Origin of the sequence: Castellaniella hirudinis, assembly GCF_047468865.1 — a bacterium.
Taxonomy (GTDB): Bacteria; Pseudomonadota; Gammaproteobacteria; order Burkholderiales; family Burkholderiaceae_B; genus Castellaniella; species Castellaniella hirudinis_A.
The window spans coordinates 261,725-284,044 of sequence record NZ_JBLGTV010000002.1 but is presented as its reverse complement, the minus strand read 5'-3'; the positions used below and the strand labels follow the sequence as shown (position 1 = coordinate 284,044).

Genomic DNA, 22,320 nt, shown 5'->3' with positions numbered 1-22,320 from the left:
ACATGGGGTTACGCTTTCCGATCTTCGCCGCAAACCCCGCACCCCTCCCTTGAAACCCAGGAGTCCGAATGAAGCTACAGAACAAAATCGCGTTGATCACAGGCGCAGCACGCGGAATCGGCGCCGCCACCGCGCTCAAATTCGCCCAGGAAGGGGCCACGCTCGTCGCCTGTGACATCCACGAAGACATATTGCAAGACACCCTGCGGCACTGCCGGGATGCGGGCGTGGACGCCATCGGGCTGGCGGCCAATGTCACCAGCCGAGCCAGCATGGACACAGCCGTCCAGGCCGCCCTGGCTCAATTCGGGCACATCGACATCCTGGTAAACAATGCCGGCATCACCCGCGATGCCCGCCTCGAAAAAATGACGGAAGATCAGTTTGACGCCGTCATCGACGTCAACCTCAAAGGCGTCTTCAACGCCGCCCAAGCCGTGCTGCCCGGCATGCTGGCACGCGGCAGCGGGGTCATCCTGAACGCCAGTTCCATCGTCGGCCTATGCGGCAATTTCGGTCAGACCAACTATGTCGCCGCCAAGGCCGGCGTCATCGGTTTCACCCAAACATGGTGCCGCGAACTGGGCCCCAAAGGGATTCGCGTCAATGCCATCGCGCCCGGCTTCATCCAGACTCCGATGCTGGACAGCATCCCGGACACCGTACTGACCCGCATGCGCGACCAAGTGCCGCTGCGCCGCCTGGGGCAGCCCGAAGAAGTCGCCAACCTCTACGCCTTCCTGGCCAGCGACGAGGCCAGCTACATCAACGGCGCCGTGATCGAAGTGACGGGCGGGCTGCGGCTTTAACAAGCCTGATCCACAAACCAAGCGCGGCGGGCGCTATCGAAGCGCCTGCCGATCCATCCCCAACAAACCCGCCAGCAATGCGGTGCCGTCATCGGCAACGCGCAGCACGCCATAACGGGCGGCGGCGTAGCGGTCGCCCTGACCTTCCGGGAAAAACCAGCTGCCCGCGCCAAAATCGCTGACGCCATCCGACCAGCGCACCGCCAAAGCCACCTGTTTGGCATCGGATCGGCAAGCCGGCACCACGGGCATCTCCGGGGTGGAATTTTCCCGGACGGAGTTTTCCCGGGCGCCATTCGACAACACCTGCAATTGCTGCAACTGCCACACCCCCTGGGCGTCCGGCCGCAGCAGCAGGCAGCCCCGCCCGCCGGCCCGCACGCGGGCGGCCTCCGGGCGGCGCAGCCAGTCATCGGCCTGGCGGCGCACCGCGTAATCCAGGGCCATGTAATCCCCCTGCATCAGGGATCGGGGGTCGACCGGGGCCAAGGCCAGGATCAGCACACGCCCCTGGGACAGAATCATCTCGTGGCGCTGCACCTGGGCCTGCACCACCCCCAGCACCAGGACGCCGCCCGCCAGCACGCCCCAGGGCCGGACACGGCCCGGCCAGCCGGCCTTGGCGCGGGCCGCCAGCGAGGCCGACGGGCCACCGGCCCAGCCGCCCGGCGATACGCCCGGCTTGGCGCGCCCCGACGGCCCGTCGGCCGCCCGCAGCAACACGCCGGCCACCCCAGCCAGCCACAGCCCCGTGCCCGCCAGCACGGCGGATTTACCCAGCAGCGTCAGCCCGCCCACAGGCACCTGGTAATAAACAAACAAACCCGCCAGCAGCAGCGGCAAAGCCAAGCCCTGCGCCACGCGCACGCCAGACAGGCGCCCCAGCACCAGCCAGGCCAGGGCCACCGACACCGCCGGCATCATCAGCCAGCCCAGGCCCGCCAGACACAGCGCCAGGGGCACGGCCACCCGCAGCCCGCCAGGCAGCCGGGGGCGGATACTGGCCATCCAGGCGGCCAGCAGCAACCCCGGCAACAGGGCGCACAACAACAAGGCCCCCTGGCCGGCCAGCGGCCAAATCCGCCAGGGGGCCCGGGCGACACCGCCCAGCAGCAAAGCCACGACCGCCGCCGCGCCCATCAAGGCCCAGGCCAAGGGATGCCAGAACACCGCCCGAAGACGAAAAACCCGAAACCCGGCCCCGCCTGGCCCGCCATCCAGGCACGCCACCCACAGCCCCGCGCCCACGTACAGCAAGGCCCACAGGCGCACCGCCAGCCAGGCCGCCGCCCCGGCACGTTCGCCGGCAGGGGAAAAAAGGATTTCCGCCCCCCCCGACAGCCACAGGCCGGCAGCCAGCGTCAGGCCGGCGGCCAGCAAGCGGACGGCAAACTGCGGCACCCCGACATACGCCAACACCCCCGCCCCCAGCACCACCGGCCAGCGCCAGGCCCGATCCGCCTCGGCCGCCATCAGGAACAGCGCGGCCGCCATGCACAGCAGCACGCCCAGCACCACCAGGACGGCCCCGATATCCCGCCCCCACACCCCACGCGCCCAGCGCGCCAGTCCCAGCCCGGCCAGCAGCGCGACCGCCCCCACGGCCAGCACATCGCCCGCCGAATCCAGCTCAAAGCTGAATGCCAGCCACACGCCCAGCAAGACCAGCGCCGGCAACAAGGCCCCCACCCGCAGCAGCGTGAAATACCAGGGCGGCGACACCAGCAACGCATTGGCCGCATCGCCCGCAGCCGCTGCGCGCGCCACAGCCACCGCCGCGCCCGCCATGTCCATCGCATCGGCCGCATCGGCCCGTGGAGCGGATCGGCCCTGGCGCAGCGCATGCAACAGGTAACGCCCCGCCAACGAGGCCAGCGCCAGCATCAGCAAGGCCACCCCTAGCACGCCTTCGAAGGTGTCCAGGTCATGCAGCAGCCACACCCCGACGATGCCGATGGCGGCCAGCAGGGCCAAGGCCACCACCGCCAAATCCTGCCGCCAATGGCGATATACCGCCGCCAGCACCAGGGCGGGCAGCCCACCGGCCAGCGCCCAAAGCCCCCCATGCGCCGGCTCGAAGGCCCAGGCCCCCTGCACCGCCAGCGCAAAAGCCCAGCCCAGCAGCAGCGCGACCAATGCCCGGCGCAGCAGATGCCAAGGATCCGTCCAACACGCGGCCACCCACTCCGCCAACACCAGCAAGCCGGCATTCAACCCCAGCAGTGCCAGCAGGCCCCACGACAACCCGTGCGACGCCGGCCAGAACCCGGTATCCATCCCCCCGCCAAAGGCCCACAGCCAGGCGGCCAGATTCAACAGCAACACCCACAACAAGGCCAGAAACACCGTGCGCAGCAGAGCCAGCCAAGGCAGAATCAAACCCGCCCAAAGCAGGAACATTTGCCAGCGATCCGCGCCGGTTTGATATATTTGACCCACGAGGGCCAACACCGCGCCTGTGGCCAGCGCGGCAAACCCAGCCCATGGGCCCGCCCAGCGACTGCCGCGCCCGGCCAGGCCAGCCGCCAGCAGCACCCCCAGCATCAACCCCCCTTGAGCCATCCACAAACGGGCCTGGGGGCCGATCCGGGGCCAGTTGGCGGCCACCCAGAACACCAGGGCGCAGCCCGCCAGCACGGCCGCCAACAGGCCGAGCGCCTGGGCCAGCTCACGGCCCCACCGGCTTGGATAAACCGCAGGCTGCCCTGCCGGACTGACTTGCATGGTACGGTGCCCCCTCGTATGATCCGCGCTATCGCGGTCAAAAAAATGGCCGCCACTGGAATCACATGACTAAAACTCTGATTATTGCCGAAAAACCTTCCGTGGCCCTGGATATCTCCCGGGCGCTGGGCGGCTTCACCCGCGAAGGCGACTACTTCGAAAGCGACCAATATGTGCTGTCGTCCAGCGTAGGGCACCTGCTCAGTCTGGTGGCCCCCAACGACCCGGTGCGCGGCAAATGGAGCTTCGCCCACCTGCCGGTGATTCCGCCCCAATTCGAACTCGGCCCCACCGACAAACGCTCGGCCGAGCGCCTGAAGCTGCTGGTCAAGCTGCTCAAGCGCAAGGACGTGAGCGGCGTCATCAACGCCTGCGACGCGGGGCGCGAGGGCGAGCTGATTTTCCGCTATATCGTGCAATACGCCGGGGTGAAAAAACCCATCCAGCGCCTGTGGCTGCGATCCATGACCCAGGCCGCGATCCGCGATGCCTTCGCCAACCTGCGCGACGACGATACCATGAAGCCCCTGGAAGCCGCCGCCCGCTCGCGCGCCGAGGCCGACTGGCTGGTGGGCATCAACGGCACCCGGGCCATGACCGCCTTCAACAGCAAGGATGGCGGGTTTTTCAAGACCCCCGTGGGCCGGGTGCAAACCCCCACGCTGGCCATCGTGATGGAACGCGAAAACCGCATCCGATCCTTCGTCAGCCGCGATTACTGGGAAGTCCACGCCACGTTCGTGGCGGCGGCGGGCCTGTACGAAGGCCGCTGGTTCGACCCCGAATTCAAGAAAAACGAGCAAGACCCCGATGCGCGGGATTCGCGCCTGTGGTCGGCCAGCGCCGCGCAAAGCGTGGTCAGCGCCTGCCGCGAACAGCCCGGCACGGTCACCGAAGAATCCAAGCCCAGCACGCAGCAGTCGCCCGCCCTGTTCGACCTGACCACGCTGCAGCGCGAGGCCAACTCGCGTTTCGGGTTTTCCGCCAAGACCACGCTGGCCCTGGCCCAGACCCTGTACGAACGCCACAAGGCCCTGACCTACCCGCGTACCGATTCGCGCTACCTGCCGCAGGATTACGTCGGCACGGTGCAGCACACCATGCAGGTGCTGGCCGACAGCGAATCCGGCGTGGCCGCCTCGGTCAAACCCTTTGCCGCCCAGGTGGTGGCGCAGCACTGGGTCAAGCCCAACCGCCGCATCTTCGACGACAAAAAAGTCTCGGATCACTTCGCCATCATCCCCACCCTGCAAGTGCCCCGGGATTTGTCGGACGCCGAATTCAAAATTTACGAACTCGTCGCGCGGCGCTTCCTGGCGGTGTTCTTCCCCGCCGCCGAATTCCGCGTGACCACGCGCATCACCCAGGTTTCGGGCCACCGCTTCAAAACCGAAGGCAAGGTGCTGGTGTCCCCCGGCTGGCTGGCCATCTACGGCCGCGAAGCCCAGGGCGACGAGGCCTCCCTGGCCGCCGTGGCCGAGGGCGAAACCGTGCGCACCGAAGACATCGAGGCCCGCGCCCTGGCCACCAAACCGCCCGCCCGCTTCAACGAAGCCACCTTGCTGTCCGCCATGGAAAGCGCGGGCAAGCTGGTGGATGACGAGGCCCTGCGCGAAGCCATGTCCGAACGCGGCCTGGGCACCCCGGCCACCCGCGCCGCCATCATCGAGGGCCTGATCAACGAAACCTATCTGCGCCGCGAAGGGCGCGACCTGATCCCCAGCGCCAAGGCCCGCCAACTGATGACGCTGCTGGCCGGCCTGGGCGTCAACGAGCTGACCTCGCCCGAACTGACCGGCGGCTGGGAACACCAGCTGAAACTGATCGAACAGCGCAAGCTGGACCGCGAGTCCTTCATGCGCGAAATCGCCCAGATGACCCAGGTGATCGTCAAGCGCGCCAAGGAATACGAACGCGACACCGTGCCGGGCGACTACGCCACCCTGGCCACGCCCTGCCCGAAATGCGGCGGCGTGGTCAAGGAAAACTACCGCCGCTACGCCTGCACCAGTTGTGATTTTTCCATCGGCAAACACCCGGGGGGCCGCACCTTCGAAGTACCCGAGGTCGAAACCCTGCTGACCGAGCGCACCCTGGGGCCACTGACAGGTTTCATCAGCAAGATGGGCCGCCCCTTTGCCGCCGTGCTGCGCATCACCGACGAGTTCAAGCTGGAATTCGACTTCGGCCAAAAAGAGGACGAAGACAGCGAACCCGTGGATTTTTCCGGCCAGACCCCGGTGGGCCAATGCCCCAAATGCCAGGGCCGCGTCTTTGAACACGGCATGAACTACGTCTGCGAACACACCGTGGGCCCCAACAAGACCTGCACCTTCCGCACCGGCAAGGTCATCCTGCAGCAGGAAATCCCCGCCGCCCAGGTCGGCAAGCTGCTGGAAACCGGCAAGACGGATCTTTTCGACAATTTCGTGTCCAGCCGCACCAACCGCAAATTCAAGGCCTACCTGGTGCTGCAGGCCGATGGCAAGGTGGGTTTCGAGTTCGAGGCACGCGCGCCCAAGGCCGGGGCTAAAGCAGCGGCATCCAAGGCGGCGGGCACGGGCAAGACCAGCGCCACCAAAGCCAGCGCAAAAACCACCGCCGGCAAAACAAGCACAACCCGTGCACGCAAGGCCCCCGCAACGGCATCCGACAAGGCGGGGGCGGCCGCAAAAACCACGGCGGCGACAAAACCCACCCGCAAAGCCCCGGCCAAAAAGGCCGCCGCGCCGACAGAAGACGACGGCCCGGCGTTTTAGCGTGCTGTCCGGTTAATCCATACATTTAAAATCGGACAGCACACTAAGGGCCTATCGGCCGCCCTTAAGTAGCGAAGGGCACCAGAATGTCATTCAAGTCGTCCAGCCCCGTCAGGCCGGCCAGCTGAATCAGCGTGTCGGCCGCCGTCAGGCCGCTGGTGCCGTCGCTTTGAAACACGTAGGTGTGGCCGTCATGCTCAAACGCCACGGCGGCCTGGCTGGTGGTCAGTTCATCGGCCAGGGCCTGCAGGATCGTGTCCAGTTCTCCGATATCGTTGGTGCCGACCACAATGCCTTTGTCATTGATCGCATAGATGTCGGAATCAACCGTAATACTGCCCGCCGTGACCACGGTATGGCCGTCCTCCAGCAGAAGATGATCCTGGTTCACCGTAAACCCGGTAATCACATCCCAGCCATTGTCGATGGCCGGAGATTCCGAAACGTCCCGGGCGTCCTCCGGGCATTTGGTGATGTCGATTGTCTCAAGCTGGTCGGACGTCGACGTCACGCTGAAGGCGCCAGCCAATCCAGCCTCCGCGGCGACCAACGTGATCCGGCCGCCGTCCAGATCAGCCGGGAAAAGGCCCACTATTTCAAGCACACTCCGCAGCGCTAAAGACGAGTTGATCGCGCCAGCTAAATCAACAAGGCTTTTGCCCATCCCCAATGGCGAAATTGGGCTGCTGACCGTGACGGCGGCAGCCAGGCCGCCGGCTTCAATGGTGAGACTCAGTTGATCCCCCACCACATAGTCGCCACCATCGGTGCTGAAACTCAGGGTGGTTTCCTGCGCGACGACCGGCCTGGCCCCGCCGACGATCACGATGTCCTCGCCGCCGCCCAGGGTGATCTGGTCGGCCCCGAGGCCGCCGGCGATGAAATTGGACGCACTGCCCGTCGTGCTCACCGTCAGGGTTTGCGCGCCATCGGAACCGAAGATTGTCGCATTGCCAGCGCCGGAAATCGGCCGACCATCCGCCTGGGCTGCAGTCAGGGTCAGGTGGTTTTCACTCCAGTCATAGGCATCCACCGCATCCAGCGTAGTATTGGCAGAAATATCCTGATTGGTCTTGCCCCGGGCTTCGACGGTCAGACTATCGGCCAAACCGGACAGATCGGAGTCGCTGGTCAGTGTCTGCACAGACACCTGGCCGTCCCCGACGACCTGGACACCCTTCAGGGCGACGGCCACCCTGAAATCCAAAGCGACATCATCCGGCACATGAAGGGTGGCCGTGCCCAGATGCACAGGCGCTGTCCCAGTTGAACGGACAAAAACCGTTTTAACGCCGCTGTCGCTATTATAGAAAAAGACCGAGGCCGAGCCCAACAGAGCCCCATTTGAGATGTCTCCATTCTGGGCGGCGTCATAATAAGCAGAAACCTGGGCAGTATCCAAGCCGCTGAGGTCGGCGTCCATAAAGCCATTGCCGGCCTTCTTCTCATGCAAATCACGAACCACGACACCGCCCGTGCCCGTGGCGGACATCCCACTGAGCACCACCGCCGTGCCGGACAGGCTGATGTCGTTGACGACCAGGCCGGCGACGTCCGTGACCGGCACGCGCACCGCCGTGCCCGTGGCCGGCGTAAAGACATAATCATCGCCATCCACGGTGATCACGACGTCGCCGTGCAGAACGCCCACGGTAAAGTGGCCGCTGCCGTCGTCCGTCACGGTAAAACCGGCGCCGCCACCTCCCCCGCCTCCGCCGGAATGATCCTGCTCGAACGTGTCGGGCAGCGGCAGCAGGTCATCCGGCACCACCACGCCGGGCGGCACCACCAGTTTGACGCCTGCGGGCGGCACGAAATCAACGGGAATCGGCGTGTCGGGCGCGGGCGTCCAGCCATCGGGCGGCTGAAAACCGGGCAAGAATGGCGCCACCGCCGCCATGCGCGCCAGCGCCAGGTCGTGGTTGCCAACGCCCAGCGCATCGGTGAACACGGGGTCGTTCTGGAAAATAGCCAGGTCGATGCCGTTGCCCAGATCGCGGCCTTCCAGCACGCCGTAGTTCATCAGGTGCTGCAGCGCGGTTAACTGCCCAGCGGCCACCGCGCCCGCCACATCGGGGTTGGCCGCCAGATACGCGGCCAGGTCGATAAAGGGCGAGATGGCGCGGGTTTCGTTGCTGCCGTACTGCAAAAAATGCTGCACCGCATTCAAATCCGCGCCCAGCACGGCGGCCACGTCGGGATTCAGCGCCAGATAATAGTCGGGATCGAAGATGATCAGTGGCGAACGGTCTTCCGGGATGCCATGCAGCAGGAAATGATCGTAGGCGGTGATCAGGCCGGCCAGCACGGCGTCGGCCACGTCCGGGTTGACGGCCAGGTAGTATGACGGATCGAACAAGGGGCCGGGGGCGCGGCCTTCGGCATTGCCGTACAGATTGAAGTGCTGTTCGGCGGTCAGGCCATTGCCCTGCAGGAGGGCGGCGGCCACATCCGGGTTATAAGTCAGGTAATAGTCTTCGTTGAACAGGTTGTATGCCATGGGTGGGTCTCCGGGTTGCGCAATGCCGCAGGGGGCAATCCAGGCCCACGGGGACCATCCGGGCAGCCTGTTGTTTGCCATTGAAACAATGACGGACGTCGCAGGTTGTCGTGTATTCCCAGATATTACAGGCTTACAACAAATATTTCATCCAATCGCCACCCGGCGGCGGGGCGCACAGAAAATAGGCAGCGGATTCCGCACGGCCCGGCGCGTACCGGCGCCACCGCACGGCAAAAGACGGGTTCAGCTGCTGGCCCGGGCTTTCAATTCAAAGCCCAGATCCAGCACGGAGCGGGCTACCGGCTTGCCGCGCATCATCTGCAGCAGCATTCGGGCGGCGGCTTCGCCGACCTCCCGGCGCGGGGTGCGCAAGCTGCTCAGGGGCGGCAGCATTTGCGCGTTGCCCGGCAGGTCATTGAAGCCCACCACGCTGACTCGGCCGGGAACGGCCACCCCCTGACGCAGGGCCTCCAGCAAACCGCCATGCGCCAGGTCGTCGTTGCAGAAAAACACGGCATCGACGTCCGGGTGTTCCCGCAGCAGCCGGCGAAAGATTTCCGCCCCCAGCGCGGCGGACGAGGGCCGCGCATCCAGGATTTCCAAGCTAGGGTCGTAGCAACCCGCCGCGCCCAGCGCGTGGCGAAACCCCGCCGCGCGCTCCAAGGTGCGGGGGTCCAGCTGGGCCCCCACGAACGCAATGCGCCGCCGTCCCCGATCCAGCAGGTGCCGGGCCACGGCGCGGGCCGCCTCGACCTGGGAAAACCCCACGCAATGCACCCCCGGTTCGTCGCGCAATTCCATCACGTGGACGCAGGGCGTGCGGCTGTCGGCGATCAGGCGGCGCGCGGCTTCATCCCGGTCGAAGCCGGTAAGAATCAGGCCGGCGGGCCGGTGCGACAGATAGTTTTCCAACAGCGCCGCCTCGCGTGCCGGCTGGTACTGCGTGATGCCGACAAAGATGGGATACCCGGCCTGCCACATGACTTCCTGGATCGCTTCCAGCAGTTCCGTGAACAGGGTATTGGACAGCAGGGGGATCAGCACCACGACGTGGTTGCTTTTGGCCGACGCCAGCGCCCGCGCCGACGGGTCGGGGCGATACCCCAGGCGCGCCACGGCATCGCGCACCCGATCCGCCAGCTCCGGCTTGACCGTGGTCTTGCCCGCCACGACGCGAGAAGCCGTGATCGGGCTGACCCGGGCCAGGGCCGCCACATCCGCCAGCGTGACCCGGCCGGTCGACCGGCTATGGCCTCGACCCGTCCGGTTCTGTCCAGCCCGTTTTGCCGGGACATCATGCGTCATACAGGAATTCCCTAATAGTCGTTCAACTAAAGATAGCGCTATCTTAACGCTTCATCAGGCACATCGAAAGCAATCCCCCACTTCAGCGGCCGCTGTGGCTTGCCGCCAACCCCACAAGCATTTCTTTTATACCAGACTTTTTTCCATGCAAAAGATAGCGCTATCTTCTTTCAGTACCGCCCCAGAGCCTCCGGCCTGTCCGCCCCAGGCCGTCGTCGTCATGGGCGTTTCCGGCAGCGGCAAATCCACTGTCGGCGACATGCTGGCCCAACGCCACCGCTGGGTCTTCGTGGAGGGCGATGCCTTCCACAGCGAACAGAACCACGCCAAAATGCGCACCGGCATCCCGCTGGACGACGAAGACCGTCACGCCTGGCTGGAAGCCCTGGGCCAGGAGCTGGTGCGCCACGCCGCCGACGGCGTCGTCCTCAGTTGCTCGGCCCTGAAACGCGCCTATCGCCAACGGCTGCGCGCCCACGTCCCCGACCTGGCCTTCATCTGGCTGGAAGTGGGGCGGGACGCCGCCCAACAGCGGGTGGCCGGGCGCGGCGCCAGCCACTTTTTCCCCGCCACCCTGATCGACAGCCAATTCGCCGCGCTGGAACCCCCGCTGGATGAAGCCGGGCTGCTGCATCTGGACAGCGAACAAGCCCTGGATCAGATTCTGGACAGCGCCAGCGACTGGCTGCAAAGGAGACCGCATGCATCCCGCTAACCCCACCGGCAAACCCCTGATGCGCAAAGCGGCCGAAGCCTTCATGGCCGTCACGCTGGCCCTGATGGTCGTGGCCGTTTTCAGCAACGTCGTGCTGCGCTATGCCTTTGGCACCGGCCTGGTGATCTATGAGGAACTGTCCCGCCTGCTGTTCGTCTGGCTGGTCTGCATGGGCACCGTCGTGACCGCCTACGAAAAAAGACACCTCAGCTTCGACCTGCTGATCGACCGCGTCGGGCCACGCATGCGGGTCGTCCTGGATGCGCTGGCCGCCCTCATCAGCGCTATCGTGCTGGGCATGGTGGTCAAAGGGGCGTGGGATCAAGTGATCGCCGGCCTGCACAGCCACAGCCCGGTCATGGGCTACCCCCTGTCCATCGCGGCCGCCGCCACATTGTTCATGGCCGCGGCCATGGAAGTCCTGCTGTTCAAGCAGGCCATTCTCGACCGCCTGCGCGGCTGAACAAGGACTCACACATGGAAACCACCCTGCTGTTCCTCGCCGTGCTGTTCGCCGCCATGGCCATCGGCATTCCCATCGCGGTCGCCCTGCTGGTCTCCGGCGTGGCCCTGATGTGGCAACTGGACTTTTTCAATACGCAATTGCTGGCGCAAAACCTGCAAGCCGGCTTCGATAGTTTCCCGCTGCTGGCGGTGCCGTTTTTCGTGCTGGCGGGCGAACTGATGAACGCCGGCGGCCTGAGCCAGCGCATCATCGACATGGCGCGCGCCTTCGTGGGCCACATCCCCGGCGGGCTGGGCTACGTCACGGTCTTCGCCGCCGTACTGCTGGCCTCGATGAGCGGCTCGGCCATCGCCGATACCGCCGCCCTGGCCACGATCCTGATCCCCATGATGCGCCAGCAGAACTACCCCATGGGATACAGCACGGGCCTGCTGGCCTCGGGCGGCATCATCGGCCCGATCATCCCGCCGTCGCTGCCCTTCATCATCTACGGCGTCACCACCAACACCTCGATCAGCAAGCTGTTCATCAGCGGCATCGTGCCCGGCATTCTGATGGGCGGCGCCCTGCTGATCGCTTGGCGCATCGTGGCCCGCCGCCGCCAGCTGCCGGCCGCGCCGCGCGCCACGGCCGCCGAGCGCCGCCAGGTCATCCTCGACGGCACCTGGGCCATTTTCATGCCGGTCATCATCCTGGGGGGCATCCGCTTCGGAGTCTTCACCCCCACCGAGGCCGCCGTGGTGGCCGCCGTCTACGCCTTCCTGGTGTCCCGTTTCATCTACAAGGCCCTGTCCTGGAAAGCCACCTACGACGTCCTGGTGGCGTCCAGCATCACGACGGCCGTGGTGATGTTCCTGTGCGGCGCCGCCACGGTGGCGGCCTATATGATCACGCTGGCCGACCTGCCCAACCAGTTGGCGGCGCTGTTCCAGCCGATCCTCGCGCACCCGACCCTGTTCATGGCCTGCATGGTGGTCTTCCTGCTACTGGTGGGGACGTCCATGGATTTGACGCCCATCATCCTGATCTTCGCCCCAGTCTGCCTGCCGTTGGCCATGAAGGCGCACATCGACCCCATCTACTTTGGCTTCATGTTCGTATTCACCGGCTGCCTGGGCCTGATCACGCCGCCGGTGGGCACCGTGCTGAACGTGGTGGCCGGCGTGGGCGGCGTGCGCATGGAGGAAGTCGTCAAGGGCATCGCCCCCTTCCTGCTGGCCTATATCCTGCTGCTGATCCTGCTGATCCTCTTTCCCCAAATCGTCATCGCCCCGGTCCGCTGGCTGGGCTGATACCCCCCACCGCCCCAAAACGGCACGATTCACCCCACCAAGGAGAACCCCCATGAAACTGAAAACACTCTTGCTCGCCGCCACGGTCGTGGCCGGCACCCTCAGCCTCTCGGCCCAGGCCGCCGACACCCGCCTGATCCGCTTCGGCTACGGCTTGAACCAGGATTCCAACCAGGGCCGAGCCGCCCAGGTCTTTGCCGACGAGGTCGCCCGGCTGTCGGATGGCAAGATGAAAATCCGCGCCATCGGCGCCGCCGCCCTGGGCTCGGACATCCAGATGCAGCAGGCGCTGATCGGCGGAGCGCAGGAAATGATGGTGGGCTCCACCGCCACGCTGGTCGGCATCACGCCCGAAATGGCCATGTGGGACACGCCCTTTCTGTTCAATTCCGGCGAGGAAGCCGATAAGGTTCTGGACGGTCGCGCCGGCCAGATGCTGATCGACAAGCTGGAGGAAAAGGGCCTGGTGGGCCTGGTCTACTGGGAAAACGGCTTTCGCAACCTGACCAACAGCCAAAGGCCCGTCACCCGCCTGGAAGACTTCGATGGCCTGAAACTGCGCGTGATGCAGAACAACGTCTTCCTGGAAACCTTCCAGCGCCTGGGGGCCAACGCCGTGCCCCTGCCGTTTTCAGAGCTGTTCACCGCCCTGGAAACCAAGACCGTGGACGGCCAGGAAAATCCCTACAACACCATCCTGTCCAGCAAATTCTATGAAGTCCAGAAATACCTGAGCATCACCAATCACGTCTACAGCCCCTGGATCGTCACGGCCAGCAAGAAATGGTGGGACAGCCTGAGCGCGGACGAGCGCGACGTGCTGATGCAGGCCGCCATCGCCAGCCGCGATTTCGAGCGCCAGGACACGCGCAAGGAAGCCGACGAAGCGCTGGCGCAACTGAAGGCCGATGGCATGCAGGTCAATGAGGTCGCGCCCGAGGAAGTCGAGCGCATGCGCGAAACGATCAAGCCCGTCAATGAGCAGATCAAGCAAGACGTCGGCGCCGCCGTCTGGCAAGCCGTGCAAAACCAGCTGAAAGCCATTCGCCAGGGGACGGACAAGCCGCGCGGTTAAGCGGCTGCGCAGGTGCCGCTCCAAGCCCTGGCTTGGGGCGGCAGGGCGGCGAATAGATCATCTCTTGTTGAAATTCACTAAAAAACACACTAGACTTGTACCATAAATAGGACAACTAAGCGGTGTTTTATCATGCGTATCGTCAGTTTCTCCGAAGCCCGAAAAAACCTGAAAAATGTCATCGACCAAGTGACTGACGATGCCACTTACACGGTCATTACCCGCCGTAACGCCCCAGACGCCGTTGTCATGTCGCTAGACAACTTCAACGGCCTGATGGAAACCGTACACTTACTCAAGTCTCCCGCCAATGCGGCCCACCTGGCGCGTTCCATCAGCCAATATCGCCAAAGGCTGGTCAAAACACAGGCACTGGTCGATGCCGACTGAGCCCCAATTACTTAATATCAGTTGGACCTTGGCAGCATGGGAAGACTATGAATACTGGTTGGGCCAAGACCGCAAAACGCTCAAGCGAATCAACAAACTGATCAAAGACTGTGTACGACACCCTTTCCTGGGAATCGGCAAACCGGAACCACTGAAAGAAAACCTGTCGGGCTTTTGGTCTCGCCGCATCGATGACACCCATCGGCTGGTATATTGTGTTGATGGGTCGGCCTTGGTCGTCATCGCGTGCCGCCACCATTATTAACCGATTCAGCTGAATGCAGCCGCTTCCACTGATAAAGGCCAAGACGTTTGCAGCCCCCGATCTGTCAGCGATACACCAAATCCCTGAAATACAGCGATAAATCGGGCCAGTAGGTAATCACCATCAGGCACATCAGCACCACCCCCACGAATGGCAGCAAAGGCCGCACCAGGCGCTCGATCGGCACCTTGGATACGGTGCAGGCGGCAAACAGGTTGACCCCGAAAGGCGGCGTCACCATGCCCAGCGCCAGGTTGACCACCATGATCACCCCAAAGTGCGCCGGATCCACCCCGAACTGCATGGCCACCGGCAGCAGCAGGGGGGCCAGCACCACGATGGAGGCCGAGGTCTCGATGAACATGCCGATGAAGAACAGGGCGATATTGACCCCCAGCAGGAACGTGAATTCGCTGCCGAACAGCTGCCCCAGCCATTGCCCCAGGGCCATGGGCACCCCGGCGCGGTTCAGCAGAAAGCCGAACACGCCCGCATTGGCGATGATGAACATGATGACGGCGGTGGACACCACCGAGCGATGGAAGGTTTGCCCCAGCGTGGCAAACGACAGGCGGCGATAGATGAAAACCCCCACGAACAGGGCATAGACCACCGCCACGGCGGAGGCCTCGGTGGGGGTGAAGATGCCGCCATAGATCCCGCCCAGGATGATCACCGGCATCAGCAGCGCCCACCACGCCCGCTTGAACGACGCCCACAAAGGCAGCCGGCCGTCGCCATCGTGCTTGCCCAGGCCATTGCGCCGGGCATACAGCCAGACGTAGATCATCAAAGCCACCACAATCAAAAGCCCTGGCCCGATACCGGCGATAAAGACCTCGCCCACCGAGGTGTCCGTGGACACGGCAAACAGAATCATGGGCACGGAAGGCGGGATGATGACGCCGAGTTCCGCCGCCGAGGCCTGCAGCGAGGCCGCAAACGGCGCGGGATAGCCGACCTTGACCATGGCGGGGATCAGGATCGCCCCCACGGCGAAAGTGGTGGCCACGCTGGAACCCGCCACGGCGGCAAAAATCATGCAGGTCAGCACGCAGCTGCAGGCCAGCCCGCCCTGCACCCCGCCCACCACGCTTTTGGCGAACTCGACCATGCGGTCGGAAATGCCGCCGGCTTCCATCAGGTTGCCGGCCAGGATGAAAAAGGGCACAGCCACCAAGGGGTATTTGTCCAGGGCGGCATACAGTTGCTGGGCGATCACCAGCCACGTCATGTGGCCATCGAAGCCCACCCCCGCCATGGTGGCCAGGCCGATGGACACCGCCACCGGCACCGTCAGGCCAAAAAACAGCAACATGGACACGACCATGAGTTGCGACATGATCTAGCCCCTAAACAGTTTCAACATAAGGCACGCGGGAATCCTCGGCCCAATAGGCCAGCGCGCCAAGCAAGGACAAGGCGGCCCCGATGGGGATGGATAGATAAATCCAGGAAATCGAGATCCCCAGGCTGGGGGTGGACTGGAAACGCACGCGCCACGTCATGTCGATGCCAATCCAGACCAAAAAGCCCAGGAACCCCACCACGATCAGCAAGACCAGGTGTTCGAGCAGCCGGGCACGGCGCGGGGCCAGCAGGTTATGCAAAAGATCGACCCCCAGCATGGCCCCCTGGCGAAACGCCAGCGATACCCCCAGCATCACCGCCCAGATGATGGCGGCGCGCGTCCAGGCCTCGGACCACGCCGACGGCGACTGCAGGACAAAGCGCGCCAGGACTTGGTAAAAACCCGCCGCCACGGCGGACCACAGCATGGCCTGGGCCACCCAGGACACCAAGCGCGACAGCCCCCGATCAATCCGCCCCAGCACGCGCATGATTATTACGTGTTCTGGATGGATTCGACCAGTTCCTGGCCGAACTGCTTGTAATACTGCGGATAGACGGGCTGCACGGCCTTGACGAAGGCGGCGTGATCCACCGTATTGACCTGCATGCCGTTTTCCTTAAGGGTTTCGAGGCCGTCTTTTTCGACCTTGTCGACAAACTGGCGCATGGCCACCGCCCCTTCGTGGGCGGCTTTTTTCAGGTTTTCCTTGTCGGTGTCGGACAGGCCGTCGTATACCGCGGGCGACATCAGGATCAAGGCCGGCGCATACACGTGGGCCGTCAGGGACAGGTATTTTTGCATCTGCCACATCTTGACCGACACGATCACGGACAAGGGGTTTTCCTGGCCGTCGATGGTGCCTTGCTGCAAGGCCGTGGCGACCTCGGGCCAGGCCATGGGGGTGGCCAGCACGCCCAGTTCGCGGAAGGCTGCGATGTGGATGGGGTTTTCGGTGGTGCGGATTTTCAGGCCCTTGATGTCGGCGGGCTCTTTAACCGGGCGCACGTTGTTGGTCAGGTGGCGGAAACCTTGTTCGCCCCAGGCCAGAGCCACCAGGCCGCGCTTGGGGAATTCGGCCAGCATGTCCTGGCCGATCTGGCCGTCCAGCACCTTGCGGGCGTGATCCAGGTCGCGGAACAGGAAGGGGATGTCGAACACGCCGGTTTGCGGCACAAAATTAAGCGTGGCCCCGGTGGACACGATGGCCAGGTCGATGGTGCCCAGTTGCAGGCCCTCGATGACTTCGCGTTCGCCGCCCAACTGGCTGTTGGGAAACTGCTGCACCTTGAATTCCGGGCTGCTGGCTTCCAGCGCTTTGACAAAGGCATCGGCCCCGGCCCCGTAATGCGAGTTTTCGGACAGCGCGTAGGCCATTTTCAGGGGGGTTTCGGCCTGGGCCGGAACGGCCGCACCAAAACCTGCGATGGCGACGGCCGCTAACCAGCCCGCCATTTTTTTGGATTGAAACATCTTGTCTCCCGATTGTCTTGAAACGCGAAACCATTATAAAGGGGGTCGAACCCGAATGGCGCTGCGTTAAGCGCCATTCGAAACGAAAGCCCACGCAGTGAGGGGCCGCACGGGGCGCTGTTGGAGACCGTCGGCCAGAGGATGCTCATTGGGGAGGCAAGTGAGCCACCGTTCAAGCGGGACGCTTGTGGACAGTCTAGTAGACTGTCCACCCCGCGCGTTTGGCGAACGCCCCAATGAGCATCCTCTGGCCGAGCAGTCCCGGCAAAGCCGGGACCGGCCGACCAGCGCCCCGTGCGGCCCCTCACTGCGTGGGCGTGTTTAGAACCCAAAAGTTAACGCAGCGCCATTCGGGTTCGACCCATTTATTCTTCAACATACCAGGTGTCTTCGGACAGCATCACCTGCTGGTGCCCGTAGCCGGCGGGCATCATGGGAAAGCAGTTTTGCAGCGGCACCACGGCCACATCCAGGAAATACGGGCCATCGTAGGCCATGCAGGCGGCCAGCGCGGCATCCAGCTCGTCCGGGTGCTCCACCCGGGCGCCGCCCCACCCGAAGGCGGCGGCCAGGGCGACAAAATCGGGGATGGACGCGTTATAGCTGTGGCTGTAGCGGCCTTCGTGGATGAGTTCCTGCCACTGGCGCACCATGCCCATGTGGCCGTTGTTGCACAAAATGACCTTGACCGGGGCCTTGTGCTGCATGGCGGTGGCCAGTTCCTGGATATTCATCAGCACCGAAGCATCGCCGCTGATGCAGACCACGGGTTTGTCGGGGTGGGCCACCTGGGCGCCAATGGCGGCGGGCAGGCCATAACCCATGGTGCCCGCGCCGCCGGACGTCAGCCAGCGGTTGGGGCGATCCAGCTGGATGTACTGGGCCGCCCACATCTGGTGTTGGCCCACGTCCGTGGCCACGACGGCATCGCGCCCGGCCAGCAAGCGATTGACGCGCTGCATTAAATCCTGCGGCAAGATGACATCCGGGGCGGGGGCCACCTTCAGGCAATCGCGCGCCTGCCACACCCCGATGCGCTGCCACCAGTCGTCCAGGCGATCGGCGGGCAGGGGGTATTGCCCCAGTTCTTTGTGCAAGGCCCGCAGCAGGGGATAGCAATCGCCCACCAGGGCCACGTCGGCGCGCACCACCTTGTCGATGGAAGCCGGGTCGATGTCCAGGTGGATTTTGTCGGCATGCGGGCAAAAGTCGGACAGACGCCCGGTGATGCGGTCGTCGAAACGCGCCCCCACACAGATGATCAGATCGGCGTGGTGCATGGCCAGGTTGGCCTGCAGGGTGCCGTGCATGCCCAGCATGCCCAGAAACTGATCATCGGCGGCGGGGTAGGCGCCCAGGCCCATCAGGGTCAGGGTGCAGGGCGCGGCGGTGGCCTGCACCAGGGATCGAAACGCATGGCAGGCATCCACGCCTGAATTGATCAGCCCGCCCCCGCCATAGAACACCGGGCGGCGGGCGCGGGCGATCAGGGCGGCGGCGCGCTTGATTGCCGCCTCGGTGTGCGGCGTGAAAGACTCGGCCTGGGGCTCGGGCTCCGGGGCCGCCGCAGCGTGTTCGGCGGGCACCGCCGCAATTTGCAGGTCTTTTGGAAAATCCAGCAGCACCGGGCCGGGCCGCCCGGATTGGGTCAGACGCAGGGCTTTGGCGGCCAGGTCGGCGATGTCCTCGGCGCGGCGCACCTGGGCATTCCATTTGGTGACCGGGCGGGAAATCCCCACCGCGTCGCATTCCTGGAAGGCATCCGTGCCGATGGCCCCGGTGGCCACCTGGCCGCTGATGCACAGCACGGGGATGGAATCGCACAGCGCATCCAGCAAGCCCGTGGTGGTGTTGGACATGCCCGGCCCCGACGTGACGAAGACGACGCCGGGCCGTCCCGTGGTGCGGGCATAGCCTTCGGCGGCGTGCATGGCGGCCTGTTCGTGGCGCACCAGAATATGGCGTATGCGGGGTTCGGCATACAGCGCATCGTACAGGGGCAGCACCGCCCCCCCGGGGTAGCCGAACACCGTGTCCACCCCCAGGGCCAGCAGCGTATCCAACAGGGTTTCGGCGCCATTGCGGGTGGCGGAGGCAACGGCGCGCACAGGCGCGAGGGAAGGGGCATTCACGGCGGAACCTGTCCATGGCAAAAGAGAAGTTTCAAGTGTATCCCTTTCCCGGCGCGCCTTCCCGTACCACGGGATGTCCCGTACAGGCAAAAAAGCCAATCCGCGCTAGTATCGGCAGGCTGTTGTCGATGTCGAATCCATTGTTCATGCCCGACCCTACGCCCCCCGACCTGGCCGCGATACTGGCCGACACAACCCCCGCCGATCCCCCCGTGCGGTTTTCCCTGCGCCTTGAAGACTGGCTCACGGTACTGAGCCTGGCGGTGCTGGCCGGCATCACCATGGCCAATGTCATCGTGCGCTATCTCACCGACGAATCCTTCGCCTGGACAGAAGAAATTTCGGTTTTCCTGCTGGTGGTTCTGACCCTCAGCGCGGGGTCTTCGGCCTTTGTGCGGCGGCTGCACATCCGCATCGAACAGCTGGCCGACGGCGGCCTGCCCGCCCGCCAGCGCCGCTTCGCGCTGGCGGGCGACGCGATCTGCCTGTTGTTTTTCGGTGTGCTCACAATCCTGTTGGGACGCATGGCGCTGGACGAATTCAACTGGGGGGATACCTCGCCCGCCATTGGCGTGCCCACCTGGTGGTATTCGATGTGGCTGCCGCTGCTGTCCGGGCTGATCACGCTGCGCCTGGCCGGCATGCTGCGCCGCACCTGGGGGGCTGCGCGATGATCGCCGCCCTGCTGTTCGGCCTGTTCACCGTCCTGATGGCCATCGGGGTGCCCGTGGCCGTGGCGCTGGGGGGCGCGGGCACCCTGGCCATCGCCCTGGCCAATACCGACACGCACTGGTTCGGCCTGATGGCGGTGGCCCAGAGCTTTTACGCCGGGCTGGCCAAATACCCCCTGCTGGCCATCCCCATGTTTGTGCTGGTGGGCTCGATTTTCGACCGCTCTGGCGTGGCGGCCAAGCTGGTGCGCCTGGCGCAATCCATCACCGGCAACGGCCCCGGCATGCTGGCCGTGGTAGCCATTACCGTGGCCATGTTCCTGGGCGGGATTTCCGGCTCCGGCCCGGCCTGCGCGGCGGCGGTGGGGGCCATCATGATCGGCGCGATGAACCGCGCGGGCTACCCGCGCGCCTATTCCGCCAGCGTGGTGGCGGCCGGGGCGGCCACCGACATCCTGATCCCGCCGTCCATCGCCATGATCGTGTATTCCGTCCTGGTGCCCCAGGCTTCGGTGCCCGCGCTGTTCGCCGCCGGCATGCTGCCCGGCATCCTGGCGGGCATCGGGCTGATCATCCCGGCGGTCTGGCTGGCGCGCCGCCACAAGATGGGCGCCGCAGCGCGCCGCGAGCCCCGCCCGCCCTTCTGGCGCAGCCTGTTCGAGGCCATTCCCGGCCTGGCCGCCCCGGTCATCATCCTGGGGGGCATGCGCATGGGGTATTTCACCCCCACCGAAGCCGCCGTGGTGGCCGTGTTCTACGGCCTGTTCATCGGTATTTTCGTACACCGCACCATGAAGTGGCGGGATTTGTTCCCCATTTTCCGCGAGGCGGGCGAGTTGTCCGCCGTCATCATGCTGATTGTCACCCTGGCGGGGATTTTCGCCTGGTCGCTGTCCACGCTGTCGATCATCGACCCCATCACCCACGCCATCGTCGGCTCGGGCCTGGGCGAATACGGGGTGCTGACCCTGCTGATCCTGCTGCTGATCGTGGCGGGCATGTTCCTGGACGGGATTTCCATCTTCCTGATTTTCGTGCCCCTGATCCAGCCCGTGGCCATGGCCTTCCAGTGGGATCTGGTCTGGCTGGGCGTGGTGCTGACCCTGATGGTGGCGGTGGGGCAATTCACCCCGCCCGTGGCGGTCAATCTGATGGTGTCCAGCAAAATCGCGCAAATCCCCATGGAGTCCACCGTGCCCTGGGTGCTGTGGCTGGTGGCGGGGATGCTGTGCACCCTGGTGCTGGTGGTGCTGTTTCCACAAATTGCGCTATGGTTGCCGCATTACCTGGGGTATTAGCGGATACTTCTTGAATCCATCATTTCACACAGGAGACTGACCATGCGCATCATGAAATTCATCGGGGCCGCCGCCCTGTCCGTCACGGCCTTGGCGTCCGCCTTTTCCGCCCAGGCCGCCGATTACAAATCCGAATACAAGCTGTCCATCGTCGTGGGCACCAACTTCCCCTGGGGCCAGGGGGCGGTGATCTGGTCCGACCTGGTGCGTGAACGCACCGATGGCCGCATCAACATCAAGGTCTACCCGGGGACATCCCTGGTGCAGGGCGACCAGACCCGCGAATTCACCGCCATTCGCCAAGGGGTGATCGACATGGCCATCGGCTCCACCATCAACTGGTCGCCGCAGGTCAAAGAACTGAACCTGTTTTCCCTGCCCTTTCTGATGCCGGACTACCCCGCCATCGACGCGCTGACCCACGGCAAGGTGGGCGAAGAACTCTTTGCCATCCTGTCCAAAAAAGGCGTGGTGCCCCTGGCCTGGGGCGAAAACGGCTACCGCCAGCTGTCCAATTCCGTGCGCGAGGTCAAGACCCCCGAAGACATCAAGGGCATGAAACTGCGCGTGGTGGGTTCGCCCCTGTATATCGACACCTTCACCACCCTGGGGGCCAATCCCACCCAAATGAGCTGGGCCGACGCCCAGCCGGCGCTGGCCAGCGGCGCGGTGGACGGCCAGGAAAACCCGCTGTCCATCTATGCGGGGGCCAAGCTGTATGACGTCGGCCAAAAATATCTCAGCCTCTGGAACTACGTGGCCGACCCGCTGATCTTCGTGGTCAACCAGGACGTCTGGGCATCCTGGTCGCCCGAAGACCAGAAAATCGTGCGCGAAGCCGCCATCGAAGCCGGCCAGAAAGAAACCGTGATCGCCCGCCAGGGCGTCACCAACACGGACGATTCCCTGCTGAAGGAAATCGAAAGCCACGGCGTCACGGTGACCACCCTGTCGCCCGAGCAAATCGGCGCCTTCGCCCAGGCCACCCAGCCGGTGTTCGACAAATGGGCCAAGCAAATCGGCCCGGATCTGGTCAAGCAGGCTCAGGAGGACATCGCCAAGCGATAATAAGACGCCAACGCCCATTACCCG

General features: G+C 64.6%; 18 protein-coding genes. 11 read left to right on the top strand and 7 right to left on the bottom strand.

Annotation, left to right across the window (positions count from 1 at the left end; genetic code table 11):
* The first annotated feature begins 68 nt into the window (after positions 1-68).
* A complete protein-coding gene (gene fabG, locus ACMHYJ_RS04890) occupies positions 69-809 on the top strand; it encodes a 3-oxoacyl-ACP reductase FabG (RefSeq protein ID WP_414245080.1) in 741 nt (246 codons plus the stop codon).
* Positions 810-842: 33 nt separating this feature from the next.
* On the opposite strand, the gene ACMHYJ_RS04885 is transcribed toward fabG, so the two are convergent.
* Positions 843-3,533: a GDYXXLXY domain-containing protein gene (locus ACMHYJ_RS04885; protein ID WP_414245079.1), complete on the bottom strand. Its 2,691-nt coding sequence runs from the start codon at positions 3,531-3,533 to the stop codon at positions 843-845.
* Between the two features lie 65 nt (positions 3,534-3,598).
* Here ACMHYJ_RS04885 and ACMHYJ_RS04880 point away from each other — a divergent pair, with 65 nt between their 5' ends.
* Positions 3,599-6,292, top strand: a complete 2,694-nt coding sequence (locus ACMHYJ_RS04880) for a DNA topoisomerase III (protein WP_414245078.1) — start codon at positions 3,599-3,601, stop codon at positions 6,290-6,292.
* A gap of 64 nt (positions 6,293-6,356) precedes the next feature.
* Here ACMHYJ_RS04880 and ACMHYJ_RS04875 read toward each other — a convergent pair whose 3' ends face one another.
* Positions 6,357-8,792, bottom strand: coding sequence for a hypothetical protein (locus ACMHYJ_RS04875; protein ID WP_414245077.1), 2,436 nt, complete (start codon positions 8,790-8,792; stop codon positions 6,357-6,359).
* A gap of 246 nt (positions 8,793-9,038) precedes the next feature.
* Positions 9,039-10,100: a LacI family DNA-binding transcriptional regulator gene (locus tag ACMHYJ_RS04870; protein WP_414245076.1), complete on the bottom strand. Its 1,062-nt coding sequence runs from the start codon at positions 10,098-10,100 to the stop codon at positions 9,039-9,041.
* A 145-nt stretch (positions 10,101-10,245) separates the two neighbouring features.
* On the opposite strand from ACMHYJ_RS04870, the gene ACMHYJ_RS04865 reads away from it, so the two are divergent.
* The 6 genes from ACMHYJ_RS04865 to ACMHYJ_RS04840 all read left to right on the top strand — a co-directional run bounded on the left by ACMHYJ_RS04865 (position 10,246) and on the right by ACMHYJ_RS04840 (position 14,303).
* On the top strand, positions 10,246-10,815 hold the full coding sequence (locus ACMHYJ_RS04865; RefSeq protein WP_414245075.1) for a gluconokinase: 570 nt from the start codon (positions 10,246-10,248) through the stop codon (positions 10,813-10,815).
* Positions 10,802-11,278 (top strand): TRAP transporter small permease, encoded by a 477-nt coding sequence (locus ACMHYJ_RS04860; RefSeq protein ID WP_414245074.1) that lies wholly within the window; start codon positions 10,802-10,804, stop codon positions 11,276-11,278. Before ACMHYJ_RS04865 ends, ACMHYJ_RS04860 begins: the two co-directional genes overlap by 14 nt.
* Before the next feature lie 14 nt (positions 11,279-11,292).
* Positions 11,293-12,573 (top strand): TRAP transporter large permease, encoded by a 1,281-nt coding sequence (locus ACMHYJ_RS04855; protein ID WP_414245073.1) that lies wholly within the window; start codon positions 11,293-11,295, stop codon positions 12,571-12,573.
* Between the two features lie 52 nt (positions 12,574-12,625).
* Entirely contained in the window at positions 12,626-13,648 is a 1,023-nt protein-coding gene (locus tag ACMHYJ_RS04850; RefSeq protein ID WP_414245072.1) for a TRAP transporter substrate-binding protein, read from the top strand.
* Positions 13,649-13,780: 132 nt separating this feature from the next.
* The gene (locus ACMHYJ_RS04845) at positions 13,781-14,038 is read left to right on the top strand and encodes a type II toxin-antitoxin system Phd/YefM family antitoxin (RefSeq protein ID WP_414245071.1); all 258 of its coding nucleotides are present in this window, start codon (positions 13,781-13,783) and stop codon (positions 14,036-14,038) included.
* Complete coding sequence (locus tag ACMHYJ_RS04840; RefSeq protein WP_414245070.1) at positions 14,028-14,303, top strand: Txe/YoeB family addiction module toxin; 276 nt, start codon at positions 14,028-14,030, stop codon at positions 14,301-14,303. The genes ACMHYJ_RS04845 and ACMHYJ_RS04840 overlap by 11 nt, the downstream gene beginning before the upstream one ends.
* A 64-nt stretch (positions 14,304-14,367) precedes the next feature.
* Here ACMHYJ_RS04840 and ACMHYJ_RS04835 read toward each other — a convergent pair whose 3' ends face one another.
* The 4 genes from ACMHYJ_RS04835 to ilvB all read right to left on the bottom strand — a co-directional run bounded on the left by ACMHYJ_RS04835 (position 14,368) and on the right by ilvB (position 19,259).
* Complete coding sequence (locus tag ACMHYJ_RS04835; protein ID WP_414245069.1) at positions 14,368-15,645, bottom strand: TRAP transporter large permease; 1,278 nt, start codon at positions 15,643-15,645, stop codon at positions 14,368-14,370.
* 10 nt (positions 15,646-15,655) lie between these two features.
* Positions 15,656-16,144: a TRAP transporter small permease gene (locus ACMHYJ_RS04830; RefSeq protein ID WP_414245068.1), complete on the bottom strand. Its 489-nt coding sequence runs from the start codon at positions 16,142-16,144 to the stop codon at positions 15,656-15,658.
* 5 nt (positions 16,145-16,149) lie between these two features.
* Entirely contained in the window at positions 16,150-17,127 is a 978-nt protein-coding gene (locus ACMHYJ_RS04825) for a TRAP transporter substrate-binding protein (protein ID WP_414245067.1), read from the bottom strand.
* Positions 17,128-17,492: 365 nt separating this feature from the next.
* Positions 17,493-19,259: a biosynthetic-type acetolactate synthase large subunit gene (ilvB, locus tag ACMHYJ_RS04820; RefSeq protein ID WP_414245066.1), complete on the bottom strand. Its 1,767-nt coding sequence runs from the start codon at positions 19,257-19,259 to the stop codon at positions 17,493-17,495.
* Between the two features lie 128 nt (positions 19,260-19,387).
* Here ilvB and ACMHYJ_RS04815 point away from each other — a divergent pair, with 128 nt between their 5' ends.
* From ACMHYJ_RS04815 to ACMHYJ_RS04805, 3 genes are read left to right on the top strand one after another with little or no spacing between them, the layout of a single operon-like run.
* Positions 19,388-19,933: a TRAP transporter small permease gene (locus ACMHYJ_RS04815; RefSeq protein WP_414245065.1), complete on the top strand. Its 546-nt coding sequence runs from the start codon at positions 19,388-19,390 to the stop codon at positions 19,931-19,933.
* Positions 19,930-21,228 carry a TRAP transporter large permease gene (locus ACMHYJ_RS04810; RefSeq protein ID WP_414245064.1) on the top strand — a complete coding sequence of 433 codons (1,299 nt, stop codon included), beginning with the start codon at positions 19,930-19,932 and terminating at the stop codon, positions 21,226-21,228. Before ACMHYJ_RS04815 ends, ACMHYJ_RS04810 begins: the two co-directional genes overlap by 4 nt.
* 42 nt (positions 21,229-21,270) lie before the next feature.
* On the top strand, positions 21,271-22,296 hold the full coding sequence (locus tag ACMHYJ_RS04805) for a DctP family TRAP transporter solute-binding subunit (protein ID WP_414245063.1): 1,026 nt from the start codon (positions 21,271-21,273) through the stop codon (positions 22,294-22,296).
* Positions 22,297-22,320: the final 24 nt, after the last annotated feature.